Origin of the sequence: Bacteroides sp. A1C1 (assembly GCF_004328515.1) — a bacterium.
GTDB lineage: Bacteria > Bacteroidota > Bacteroidia > Bacteroidales > Bacteroidaceae > Bacteroides > Bacteroides uniformis.
On the sequence record NZ_CP036491.1, the window covers coordinates 407,508 to 420,199 of the forward strand.

General features: G+C 32.5%; 11 protein-coding genes. All 11 read right to left on the reverse strand.

Annotation, left to right across the window (positions count from 1 at the left end):
• Nucleotides 1-13: 13 nt before the first annotated feature.
• Genes EYA81_RS01755 through wecC form a run of 11 tightly spaced genes read right to left on the reverse strand, consistent with a single transcriptional unit; the run spans nucleotide 14 to nucleotide 12,653 of the window.
• Nucleotides 14-2,137 (reverse strand): bi-domain-containing oxidoreductase, encoded by a 2,124-nt coding sequence (locus tag EYA81_RS01755; RefSeq protein WP_008664834.1) that lies wholly within the window; start codon nucleotides 2,135-2,137, stop codon nucleotides 14-16.
• Nucleotides 2,134-3,009, reverse strand: coding sequence for an acyltransferase (locus EYA81_RS01760; RefSeq protein ID WP_081030260.1), 876 nt, complete (start codon nucleotides 3,007-3,009; stop codon nucleotides 2,134-2,136). The genes EYA81_RS01755 and EYA81_RS01760 overlap by 4 nt, the downstream gene beginning before the upstream one ends.
• Nucleotides 2,972-3,244 (reverse strand): acyltransferase, encoded by a 273-nt coding sequence (locus EYA81_RS01765; protein ID WP_035448813.1) that lies wholly within the window; start codon nucleotides 3,242-3,244, stop codon nucleotides 2,972-2,974. The genes EYA81_RS01760 and EYA81_RS01765 overlap by 38 nt, the downstream gene beginning before the upstream one ends.
• Nucleotides 3,228-4,268, reverse strand: coding sequence for a glycosyltransferase (locus EYA81_RS01770; protein ID WP_157132535.1), 1,041 nt, complete (start codon nucleotides 4,266-4,268; stop codon nucleotides 3,228-3,230). The genes EYA81_RS01765 and EYA81_RS01770 overlap by 17 nt, the downstream gene beginning before the upstream one ends.
• Nucleotides 4,269-4,273: 5 nt before the next feature.
• A complete protein-coding gene (locus tag EYA81_RS01775; protein WP_008664840.1) occupies nucleotides 4,274-5,437 on the reverse strand; it encodes an EpsG family protein in 1,164 nt (387 codons plus the stop codon).
• Nucleotides 5,438-6,526, reverse strand: a complete 1,089-nt coding sequence (locus EYA81_RS01780) for a glycosyltransferase (RefSeq protein ID WP_008664842.1) — start codon at nucleotides 6,524-6,526, stop codon at nucleotides 5,438-5,440.
• A complete protein-coding gene (locus tag EYA81_RS01785) occupies nucleotides 6,523-7,995 on the reverse strand; it encodes an MOP flippase family protein (RefSeq protein WP_008664844.1) in 1,473 nt (490 codons plus the stop codon). The genes EYA81_RS01780 and EYA81_RS01785 overlap by 4 nt, the downstream gene beginning before the upstream one ends.
• A gap of 14 nt (nucleotides 7,996-8,009) precedes the next feature.
• Nucleotides 8,010-9,131: a TDP-N-acetylfucosamine:lipid II N-acetylfucosaminyltransferase gene (locus tag EYA81_RS01790; RefSeq protein ID WP_008664846.1), complete on the reverse strand. Its 1,122-nt coding sequence runs from the start codon at nucleotides 9,129-9,131 to the stop codon at nucleotides 8,010-8,012.
• Nucleotides 9,132-9,134: 3 nt separating this feature from the next.
• Entirely contained in the window at nucleotides 9,135-10,271 is a 1,137-nt protein-coding gene (gene rffA, locus EYA81_RS01795; protein WP_008664848.1) for a dTDP-4-amino-4,6-dideoxygalactose transaminase, read from the reverse strand.
• 12 nt (nucleotides 10,272-10,283) lie between these two features.
• The gene (gene wecB / locus EYA81_RS01800; protein WP_035448816.1) at nucleotides 10,284-11,432 is read right to left on the reverse strand and encodes a non-hydrolyzing UDP-N-acetylglucosamine 2-epimerase; all 1,149 of its coding nucleotides are present in this window, start codon (nucleotides 11,430-11,432) and stop codon (nucleotides 10,284-10,286) included.
• 15 nt (nucleotides 11,433-11,447) lie between these two features.
• Nucleotides 11,448-12,653, reverse strand: a complete 1,206-nt coding sequence (gene wecC / locus EYA81_RS01805) for a UDP-N-acetyl-D-mannosamine dehydrogenase (protein ID WP_008664852.1) — start codon at nucleotides 12,651-12,653, stop codon at nucleotides 11,448-11,450.
• Nucleotides 12,654-12,692: the final 39 nt, after the last annotated feature.

Genomic DNA, 12,692 nt, shown 5'->3' on the forward strand with positions numbered 1-12,692 from the left:
AAGGAACACAGAATTATTCAATCTCAATCCACTTGTTCTGCTTCAAGCTATCGATACAAGCAAACGATGCCTTGGCTGTATTTACAATAGAGTCAAATGGAATTAAAGCTTCTCCTCCGTTTTGTATTCTATCATTCAATAAAGCAAATTGGGTAGTATGTCCTTTATCCATGCCTTTTTTCATTTTAGAGAATCCTTTGCAACCATACCCTTTCAGTTCTCTCCAATTGTCAAGAACCAGCGTCTTTTCTTGTGTATAGATTTCTATTCTCTCTTTCGAATAAGACTTGCTACCATTAGCAAAATAGTTTATCACGGCATTCGCCCCATTCTCATATCTTAGCAAAATACTCGCATTATCCGTATTCTCTTCAGGATTTTCCCCCATTGCATTCATACATACGGCAACAACCTTACTGTCTGCGAAAAATGAGCATAAATCAATAAAATGGCAAGCCTCACCAATAATACGTCCTCCTCCCACTTTCAAATCATGCACCCATACTTCAGACGGTATAAATCCGGCATTCATAGTTGCCACAATATTTTTCACTCCGCTTCCGGAAAGCTGTTTCATTTTCACCGCGAAAGGAGAAAAACGTCGGTTATACCCCACAGTCAATGTTACTCCATTCTTTTGTGCTTCCTGATAAGTTTCAGTAATCTCATTCAATTCCGCTTGATTCAAGCACAACGGCTTCTCTACAAATACATGTTTCTTTGCTCGTAATGCATCCAGCACCATTGAAGCATGAAGATTATGCCGGGTTGTAATCATTACCAAATCTACAGCCTCATCTTTCAGGATTTCCTTGTAATCAGAAGTTGCTTTCATGGCACCAGCCTTTTGAGCCAAAACTTTAGCAGACAAACCTTGTGCACTCGCAATGTACCGAATATGCGCTCCTGCTTTCGTCAAAGCAGGTAGCATCGTTGCCGATGTAAAGTTTCCAGCACCGATAATACCTATTTGTCCTTTTGTTACTGAAAAGTCAGCAGAAGCAACCTCAACTATCGTATTTCGTTTTGCATCAACGGGATATTTCAAGATAGAAGCGATAGAACCATGTTTACGCATGTCCCCATATATCTTTTCATAATCTTTCAAATCCACTTCTTCAGTAATCAATGATTTCACATCAATATTCCCCATGGATATTGCCTGCAAAACAGTCTCGAAGTTTCTTTTTTCTGTCCAGCGTACAAAAGGTAACGGATAATCTATTCCTTTATTTTCGTAATCTTCATCATAACGTCCCGGACCATAGGAACAAGAAACTTGGAATGATAACTCCTTTTTATAAAAATCATCCCTACGAATATCCAATCCTATTACACCTACAAGCACAATACGGCCTCTTTTCCTTGACATCTCAGCCGCCTGGTGAATCACTTCATCTGTTTTAGCAGAAGCAGTAATCAATACAGCATCAGCCCCATGTGAATATGTTTCTTCAAGCACATATTTTACAGAATCTGTTCCTTTAGCAGGATTTACCCCTATCACTCCTTTAGTACGGGCCAATTCCACCTTTTCTTCATCAAAATCAATTCCTATGACTCTACACCCATTCGCTTTCAATAATTGCGCTGTTATCAATCCAATCAAACCTAACCCGATTATAACAACAGTTTCTCCCAATTGCGGATTCAGCAAACGAATACCTTGCAAACCTATAGACCCAATTACAGTAAAAGCAGCTTCTTCATCCGAAACATTTTCCGGTATTTTAGCTACCAAGTTTTTAGGTACACAAACATATTCGGCATGTTGTCCATTAGATGCCACACGATCGCCCACCTTAACTTCTGTAACTCCATTTCCTACAGCAACCACTACACCGGAATTACAGTACCCTAAAGGCAACGGTTGTCCCAGTTTATTAAAAACCGCCTCCAATGTAGGTTGCAAACCATCTGTCTTTATCTTATCAAGTACTTGCTTTACTTTATCAGGCTGTTGACGGGCCTTGTCTATCAAATTTGCCTTTCCAAACTCGACAAGCATACGTTCTGTCCCTAAAGAGACTAAAGAACAAGATGTTTTGACTAAAACATAACCCGATTTTACCTGAGGAACCGGTACTTCTTCAAGTACAGTCCTCCCTGATTTCATATCTTGAATGATTTGCTTCATAACTTATATTTTAATGATAATGCTTTTTTCTCTATAAAGACCCAAGAAATAATTGCGATACAAACTGTTATAATCAACGCCATCAACAAGTAAGAAATGTTACCTACAAATTTCATCTGAACAAATACATTTATCACCAACATATGGTATATGTATATACCATATGAAATATCATTCCCATGTAAAACTTTTCCTAATGATATTTTTGAAAAGGCTGCACTAATCGTCAATATACCTAATAACAGATTAGCCAATAACGTAGTCCAATCATCCAAATGATACCCAGGCAAAGCATCAGCAAAATAGCAATATAAACCATAAATTAAAAACCAATAGCATATTTTCCCTTCTATAAACCATTTAATCTTACTCCAATTCAAAAACATCAATCCACCAAAAAGGAAAGCATATAAATAAGGAAAAATCGAAACTTCGATAAGTTTATCCAATATACTTTCTCCACTTTCACAAGCACTTGTCCACAAGAAATTGAACATTGCAGAAAACAAAAATAACGCGATAAACTTCACTTTTATTGATATGTGCTTAAGAAAAAGAAAAAAGACAGGTAATAAAATATAAAATTCTAATTCCACAGGAATCGTCCATAAACTACCATTAGGAGTACCAACTCCAAAATTTCTTAATAAATTAGGTGTGTAATATTGAAATATGGTTATCTGTCCAAAAAACCATGCCCACAAGTCTAAATTTAGAAAAGAAGTAAAACTGATAACTTTGAAAAGCAATAATAAAGCCATTGCTAAAATAAATGCAAACCATAATGCCGGAAAAATCCGAAGGCACCTATTTTTGATATATTGTAAAATATATTTACCCCCCCATAGACTTTTTAATACTACAATTAATATATGAACGGGTTATTAAAAAACCGCTTATTACAAAAAACACCATCACTCCTGGGAAAAACGATATAACATCCAAGATTTCGTCATATCCTAATATCTGTAAATGATTTATCCCATGACCCAACAAGACTTGTAATGCAGCAAAGAGCCTGATTAAATCAAAATTATTTTCACGAGAAATTTCATTCCCATTAATTAATTTCCATCCAATTTCACTATGACTATTTACACTTTTCATAAATTTCCAATAATTGTTCAGGAACTCGATTATCAATACTGATTCCTCCTTCGGAGGAATAATTAGAACCATTATAAAATCCTAAAACTTTTTCCTCCAAATCTTCGTAACTCCTATTTTTAAATAAAACAGCTTCACTAGGCCTTTTGCAAACGTCACTTGCTACAGCCGGAGTACCACAAAACAAAGCCTCCTTAACAGAAATACCTTCTATATCAGTATATGTAGGCCTAATAAACAAATCAGATAATTTCCAAATCTCAAATCCATTAGGTATTTCTCTTTGGACAACTAAAATATTATCGTCAATATTCATTTCTTTTATCGAAGAGAGGCATTTCTGATAATATTCCATATCTCCAATCATTGGTAAACAAAAAACAAGCCCTACATTAATTCCTTTCTCTTTCAAAGATTTCACTAACTGTATCAATAAATCAAAACCATATATATCAATGCCATTTTCATAACGTAGTTTATAAGCATTTGCTGAAAGTAAAAAAGAATGTTGTTTCCTAAAAAACAATATATCCTCACTCAATCCTATATATTCGGCTTGAGTTGGAGGTAAAAAAGCGGGCAATATATGAAAATTATTCCTCGAACAATGAAAATGTGAGCACAATTTCAACAAATAATTATCATCATTCAAAACAACAAAAGCTGCATGCCGAAGAAAGACTTGAATAATTTTCTTTTTTATGAAAGAAGTTTTTTTTATCAAATTTTGATTATGTAATGTAACACCGACTTTATGTCTTCCCCCAAACAATAAAAATAAAGCAAATGCAAAAATATTATTTGAATGAAGATGAATAATCCTTTTCTTTCTAAAAGGTAAAAGAAGAAACTCCATCCAAGGATAAGATACGTGTTTTACATAAGAAATATTAGACACCTGCTTTCCAAAATTACGCAATACAACAGAAGAATCTATTGTATGCAAACTATGAATTAATCTATATATATGAATAGAGACTCCTCCTATAGGAGGAGGATATGTTCCCCAAATTTCAATCTTCATATAACTCATCTAAATGCCCTTTCACGCAATAAATCTTTTTCTTTAGTAAAAATAGTATAATATGGATAATATTTTCTATATTCTGGTACACCTCGAAAAGATGTTGGTGTAAAATAAGAATTGATTGGTAGATATATAAAGATACATATTAAAAACAATAATAGCACTCCACGAAATTTTACAAAATAGCAATGCGATATTATTGCATAAATTGAATTTGTAAGCATCAATAAATAAACTAAAAGAATATAGTTATTAAAACGATAAAAAAATGGAATGCCAGTATTTAAAGTTTCAAATATGAAATACAAAATCCCCAATTGTATTTCCCATTTTCTACAACCATTATAATAACCTTTAATAACTGAAATCCAATAACTAACAGCCAAGACAAAAGAACTTTTAAACAAAAAAGATTTTTCCCATTCTACTTTGTATTTCTCACTCGCTAAGTACGAAGTTGCCTTTTCATCTAAAGCCGCCCATAATGATATATCCATATCTTTAAAAGTATCATGCAAATCGGGTAAAAAAAGAAAAGAGAAAAGAGATAATATGATTAAATATCCCCATATTGCTTTTTTATGAATCGGAAGTAATTTTAAAACAGGTAAGACCAATAAAAAAAAAGCAGATAAATGAAACAAAAAAGAGATACTTACTAATATATAATATTTAAACCACAAATTTCTTTTATACGCTTCTAAACTAAATAAGAAAAAACCAACAGCAAACGACTCTCTCATTACTTCAAAATTTAATTCTGTATACAAGTATACAAAATAAAACAAAGTGGCAGTAAAAATATATTTAGTGTTAAAAACGATTGTTCTACTTATTGCATAATTTATGAATATAGCCTGAACAAATTGAAATACAAAAAAATCATTTGAAAATGATTTTAAAATAGAAATTAAGAATATCCACCCAGGTTGTCTATTGGCATTATCAAATACATAGCTTACTGTCAATTTATTTAAAGGCAAATAATCACCATACTCCGACATATATACTAATATATCAGAACCAACTCTATACTTCAGAACCGAAACACAAGTCAGTAATATAAAAATATATGAAAAGACACCTAATTTGGCGTCAGTTCTACTCAAGAAATCATATCTATATATGCCACATAAAATAATGGCAAATATTATGATATAAACCATTTATTTATAGATTGACAAAAAATGTTCTTCTTGATTACTCCAATAATAATCTGTCGGAACAAAATTTTTCATGTTAAGTAAGGTAATTAGTCCTTTTCTGACTTCATCCACAGTAATACAATCACAACAAAAACCATTTTCTCCATGTTTAACAACCCTTGCAACACCTGCAGTATTATTCGTCAGTACTTTTACCCCTAAATTCAAGTATTCATACAATTTATTACTTGCACAAAAATAACTATTAAAATGTCTTTCATTATAAAAACACACACCAATATCAGAAGAATTTACTGCATGTAATACTTCCTTGTTAGGAATAGCTGGATACATAAAAACTTTTTTCTGAATTTTCAAATCCATTATCAAATTATTTAAGTGTTTTTTATAATTCTCTGTTCCGTTTCCTATAATAAAAAAAAGAATATTATCTATTTCCCTAACAGCCTTAAGAACAAGTTCTATCTCTCTTTCTGGCGTAATTGCACCAAGATATGTAACAACTTGTTTATGATTCACATCAATATTATATTTATTTTTAAAAAAATCTTTTGATAGATCCATCACTCTATTTGGGAAGTTTTCAATCAACATATATTTTGACAATGGTAATTTATATCGAAAATAAAAATAATACAATCTATCAATTTGAGGAACTATTACAAATTTTACTTTACGCAACAATGTCTTTTCTACAACGCTCCAAAAGGATTTGATTATTCCAGAGCGACTTTCTAAATACAATTCGTGAGCATCGTATACAATCTCTATATTTTGTGGTAAAGCATACGCAAACATTAAAGTATTTAAATCATTACAATGCAAAATATCCGGAGAAAGCCTTACAATTTCTTTCCTCATTTTGAAAAAATATATTAATGTAGAAAATAATTTCATTATAGGATTACTACTATAATTCCTACGCAATAATATTATATTAAAGTCATAATTTGATACATTATCATCTACATCAAAATCTGATAAGATCAAGGAAACCTTATATCCAGCCTTACATAACGTAGATATTTCTTTCAATACTCGACCATCATAACGAATATTGCCAATTAATAAAAATAATACATTTTTCATTTTATGCCCAATCTTACAAATAAAAAATTAACTATTGAGAGTCTATCCAAACTAATAAATCTATTTATCAAAATGATGTCCTTTTTATTGTAAACTAAACTTAATAGTACATATAGCAATAAGAATAAAATACCAATAATAACAAGCCCTATATATGAGTTTAATCGCATATAATGTATAAAAACTAATGGGGATAATATCAATGAAATAAATAGAGGAGTACTAAAACTCTTTATATACTGCGAACAAGAAATATTCAATAGAGGTTTGTAAATCAATAGAATTTCAGGAAAAAGATTTATAAAATTTAAGATAAAAATGACAAATACAAAAATTACAAAAGGACTCAAAGAAGCAAAATACAAAACTATCATAGTTACAATAATTCTATAAATTGTCCAATAAAATCCTATATCAGTTCTGCCTGTTGCAACAAGTAAAGCCCCTAGTGGATTTCCAATACTACATATTGAATAGTAAAGGCATAAGATACTGAATACTAATGAATACTCAACATATGAACTACCATATATTACACCCAATACATAAGACGAGCAATAACAAAGAAAAAAATAAATAGGCATATCAATAAAAGATAGCACCCTAATTACGTTAATATATTTTTCTCTAAGTAAAAACTGATTATCTTGGCATAATGCCAAACTAGGTGTTAGCACTTTAGTAACTATTGGATTTATGAATGAATAAACTTTAAATGCGAGTTGCTTACATACAGAATATACTCCCAATATTTCTAATGAATATGCTGTTCCTATAAGGAATATATCCATCTCTCTTGATAGATAATCCAATGTTGAAGAGCCAACTTGATATATCCCTATCTTTAAATAAGGCTTTGTTTCATAGAAATTAAAATGCAATCTTATTATTCTGTCCTTAAAAACAGAATACGACAGATAAATAATAGCTATAAAAAAACCATAAAATAAAGTGGAAAAAACAAGTGCATATACGCCCAAACCAATATACACTAAAACAATAGAAAATATGACCATTAAAACAGATGCAGTCATATCAATTTTTGCAATAACACTGAACTGCATTTGTTTTTGTTGAAAAGTACGTTGAAGTCGAGATATCGATGAAAAAATAACATTCAACGATAACAATGATATAATATTAACCAATTCCGGTTGGTTATAATATATAGCTACCCATGGTGCCAATATGCAAATAATTACAGATATTACAAATCCAGATATAATATTAAACCAATACAATGAACTATATTCATTTTTTGATATATCCTGTTTATGGAGTACTGCAGATGAAATACCCATATCCATAAATATCTCTGTAAATGAAATTACTAAAACAGCTATGGCAATAAGTCCAAAATCTTCTTTCCTCAAAAATCTTGTAAGAATAGATATTTGTCCCAATTTAGCACATGCATTTACTACAGCACTAAGCGAAGTCCATTTAACTCCATTTATTGCACTACCCATATTGACAGAGACAATCAGAAATTTGATTTTATCAAATAATATAAACGTTCCTTAGAATAAATATTATTTAATATTTTACGATTATTTGCAATTTCATTTGATGATAATTGATTAATTATACTACCTACGGTTAATTCATTCAATCCAAATATAACCAACCCTTTATCCTTATAAAATTTCAACAATGGATTCTTTTCATCCAAAAAGACTTTTCCGCCTATAAACAATGCTATAAGAATATTACCAACGGCTTCTTGTCTCCAATTTCCATATATAAAGACATCTGCAGATAGTAAAAATTTATTATATTCTTCCAATGGCATGAAATCACGAATTGCATTGAATTTTCGCCCAAAATATTGTTCTCCAACTTTGGATATATAATTAGCATAATTCATATTACCATAACTCAACGGAACAAATATTTTTTTATCATTCACACCTAACATTTTCAACCTTTCAAAAATTGATAAGTGATTTCCCGTCGGTGATGAAGAATTTCCAATAATAATATTATTTCCTTTCGTTATAGAACAATACAATTCATCAGATAAAATCTCATCAATTGGATAATAAAAGAAATCTTTATATTCTAGATGTGATAATTCCGGATAATACGATAACAATAGTGGATATTCATCATACATACTATCTGGAACAAAATAATGTACTTTCTTGACAGCATGCAATAGTTCGTGTGTTTTTTTGCATAACTTCATTTTATACAACAATTGATACAATCTATATGGAATCTTTTTCGTACTTATCCTCCATAATATTTTTCTGTCTGCATACAATTGATAACCTCTATTCTCTAATAAGCCACTATACAAATCTGCCCCCCATTCAATCCAGTATATTTTCGAATGATTTATTGAATTAACAAATCGAATACTATCTGTAGTGAAAAAATGGATTATTATAGCTGCATATTTATTTACATCACCAATAATATTCCAAAAAATACTACTACCAAATTTCACATAAAACACTTGATTTTTTTTTTGCACATATTGAGGTAAGGATTTCTCGTCATTAAGAAAAACGATAAAAACATTCTCATCAGGAAATACTGAATTAAATGCATCTATACACCTATTTATTACTTTTTCATCTGGAACAATGTGTAGCCGCATAAATTAAGAAAAAAAATCATGTATAAGAGTTATTATTTTAACAATATCATTATCTGTTAAAGAATAGTACAGAGGCAGTCTCAACAAACAATCTGTATACTTATCTGCCATTGGAAGATCAGGAATTTCTTTTGCATGTTTCTTATTAAACTCACTCTTATGAAGACTTAAATAATGAAATACCGCCTGAACATTGTTTTCTTTTAAAAACTCTATTAGTTGACTTCTTATCTCAAAAGAAGGACAGATCACATAAAACATATGTGCATTATTAGTTGCATATTGTGGTACAACAGGTAGCTTTAACTGATACACATTGCGCAAACCCTCATAATATTGATTCCATATATCAATTCTTCTTCTCTGGATTTTTTCTAATTCACACAATTGGGAATATAAAAAAGCAGCAGTATATTCAGATGGTAAAAAAGATGAACCTAAATCCACCCATCCATACTTATTTACTTCCCCTCTGTAAAATTCGGCTCGATTAGTTCCTTTTTCCCATATTATTTCAGAACGGCGGACAAGCCTTTCATCATTAATAATTAACAATCCTCCCTCACCACATTGTATATTCTTTGTTTCATGAAAAGAAAAAGCTGCCATATGAGCTATTCCTCCCAAACTAGTTTTTAAGCCAGTTTTGGGTGATGTAAAATATGAATCAATACCCTGAGCTGCATCTTCAACCACCAATAAATTATATCTACAAGCTATTCCCATAATAGCATCCATATCACAAGAAACTCCTGCATAATGTACAGGTACTATAACTTTTGTTTTCTTTGTTATCAATTTTTCTATAGTAGATGTATCAATATTGGGATTATCTGATTCACTATCAGCATATACTATTTTAGCTCCCTGCCTAACAAAAGCTAAAGCCGATGATACAAAAGTATAAGAAGGAACAATAACTTCATCTCCTTCTTTAATATTAGCTAATATTGCACACATTTCTAATGCATCTGTGCAAGACGATGTCAATAAACATTTTTTAAATCCAAACTTATTTTCAAAAAATTGTTGACATAAATGTGTATAATATCCATTACCACATATTTTTTTTGACTCTATTGCCAATTTTATATTGTGTAATTCCTTACCTGTACAATATGGGATATTAAAAGGTATCATTTTGTAAAAAATTTAGATAAATGCTATTATTCTTTCACAAGCCAATCCATCCCCATAAGGATTCACAGCTTTACTCATCTGGTTATAATAAACTCGATCGTCCAACAATGCAGAAACCTCATTTACAATCTTGTCACAATCTGTTCCTACCAATTTCACAGTTCCGGCTTCCAAAGCTTCTGGACGTTCTGTCGTATCACGCATCACAAGTACTGGTTTACCCAGTCCCGGAGCTTCCTCCTGAATACCACCACTATCAGTCAATACAATAGCAGACTTCTCCATCAGATAAACAAAAGAAAGATACTCTAAAGGCTCTATGAAGAACATATTCCCCAAATTAGACAAATCCTCACCAAATACTTCATGAATGGGTTTGCGAACATTAGGATTCAAATGCATCGGATAGACAAAGTCGACATCCGGATATTGTTTTGTAAGAGCCTGAATAGCCTTACACATAGACATGAATCCGTCACCGAAATTCTCACGACGATGACCTGTTATCAAAACTAATCTCTTTCCATCCTGCAAACGGTTAATGTCATAACCGGAAGTTCTCAAAACACCTTCCAATTCTTCATCAAGTTTTTTATCGCTCTTTATCTTATCCACAACCATGTAGAGTGCATCTATTACCGTATTTCCGGTCACAATAATAGAAGATTCCTTTACCCCTTCATCCAACAGATTCTGTCGGCTTAACGGTGTGGGAGAAAAATGATAAGTAGCAATGCGTCCTGTTATCAGCCGATTCATCTCCTCTGGCCAAGGACTATAAATATTATGAGTACGAAGTCCCGCCTCTACATGCCCCACCGGAATCTGCTGATAAAAAGCAGCCAATGCCGAAGCCGTAGAGGTGGTTGTATCACCATGAACCAAAACAACATCCGGCTGTGCCTCTTTCAAGACATCCCGCATCCCCGTCAAAACACGGGCTGTCACATCATATAAATCCTGCCCTTGTTTCATAATATTCAAATCATAGTCAGGAGTAATATCAAATATATGTAACACTTGATCAAGCATTTCGCGATGCTGACCGGTAACACATACGATTGTCTTGAACTCCTCCGGATATTTCTGAAATTCTTTCACCAGAGGAGCCATCTTTATGGCTTCGGGACGAGTCCCGAAAACCAACATAATCTTCTTCATGCTATAAGGTATTTATTATTTCTTGTAAATTCCGCAAAAGTCAAAAATTACTTTCCGATCATTATATGGCAGGGATTTAAATACAGAATGAGCAACCAGAAAAACGACGATATCAGCCTTCTCATAGGCTTCTTTATAATCTGTAAGTTTAAATACGTTGTGTTCCTGCACATTAGGTTCCACTACTAAAATATCTGCATTATTACAGCTTTGCATCACTTTAGTAGTAATATACTTGGCAGGAGCTTCACGCAAATCATCAATATCGGGTTTAAAAGCCAGCCCCATCATGGCGATAGTGGGCTTACGATGATGTTCCAACTCAAACTTCAACATGGCATTCTGCACCTTCTCTGTACACCAGAATGCTTTATAGTTGTTGATTTCACGGGCGGTAGATATAATCTTAGATTCCATGGGAAATTCTGCCGTAATGAAATAAGGGTCAACCGCGATACAGTGTCCTCCAACACCACAACCAGGTTGAAGGATATTAACACGAGGATGCTTGTTCGCCAATTTTATCAATTCCCAAACATTGATTCCTGCTTTATCACAAATCAAAGAAAGCTCATTAGCAAAAGCTATCTGTACATCACGGGAGGAATTTTCTGTCAATTTACACATTTCTGCCGTTTTGCAGTTGGTGCGATGAAGCATTCCCTGCACAAACCGGCTATAAAATTCGATAGCTTTATCTGTAGAAGCTTCATTCATACCGCCAATGACACGATCATTATGAACCAGTTCATAAATTACATTACCGGGAAGGACACGTTCAGGACAATAGGCTATATAAATTTTATCTTTTAATTCAGGACGTAAATCAAAAATCAACTCAGCCATCTTATCGGTAGTGCCAACTGGTGATGTAGATTCTATGACATACAAATCGCCTTCTTTCAACAAAGGTATCACAGCACGTGTAGCAGCCTCCACATAAGAGATATCGGGTTCATGATTCCCCTTAAAAGGAGTAGGTACAACCATAAAATAGGCATCACTCACTTCTGGAGTAATAGAAGCCTTCAACTGACCGGTAGTAACGACTTCTTGAAGAAGCTCCTGCATACCCGGTTCAATGATATGCAACTTACCTTGATTAGTCATTTCTACAACTTTGGGATTAATATCGACCCCGATAATCTGAATTCCGTGTTTAGCGGCAATAATTGCAGTGGGCAGGCCAATATAACCCAACCCCATAAAACATGCTTTCATATCAATAAAAGTTATCTATTTTTTATGATTTTCTTATTA

Bases quoted from the DNA above. Each gene is read 5' to 3' on its own strand.
- EYA81_RS01755 (WP_008664834.1), bottom strand. From the start codon at position 2,137: ATGAAGCAAATCATTCAAGATATGAAATCAGGGAGGACTGTACTTGAA.
- EYA81_RS01765 (WP_035448813.1), bottom strand. From the start codon at position 3,244: ATGAAAAGTGTAAATAGTCATAGTGAAATTGGATGGAAATTAATTAAT.
- EYA81_RS01770 (WP_157132535.1), bottom strand. From the start codon at position 4,268: ATGAAGATTGAAATTTGGGGAACATATCCTCCTCCTATAGGAGGAGTC.
- EYA81_RS01775 (WP_008664840.1), bottom strand. From the start codon at position 5,437: ATGGTTTATATCATAATATTTGCCATTATTTTATGTGGCATATATAGA.
- EYA81_RS01780 (WP_008664842.1), bottom strand. From the start codon at position 6,526: ATGAAAAATGTATTATTTTTATTAATTGGCAATATTCGTTATGATGGT.
- EYA81_RS01785 (WP_008664844.1), bottom strand. From the start codon at position 7,995: ATGGGTAGTGCAATAAATGGAGTTAAATGGACTTCGCTTAGTGCTGTA.
- EYA81_RS01790 (WP_008664846.1), bottom strand. From the start codon at position 9,131: ATGCGGCTACACATTGTTCCAGATGAAAAAGTAATAAATAGGTGTATA.
- rffA (WP_008664848.1), bottom strand. From the start codon at position 10,271: ATGATACCTTTTAATATCCCATATTGTACAGGTAAGGAATTACACAAT.
- wecB (WP_035448816.1), bottom strand. From the start codon at position 11,432: ATGAAGAAGATTATGTTGGTTTTCGGGACTCGTCCCGAAGCCATAAAG.
- wecC (WP_008664852.1), bottom strand. From the start codon at position 12,653: ATGAAAGCATGTTTTATGGGGTTGGGTTATATTGGCCTGCCCACTGCA.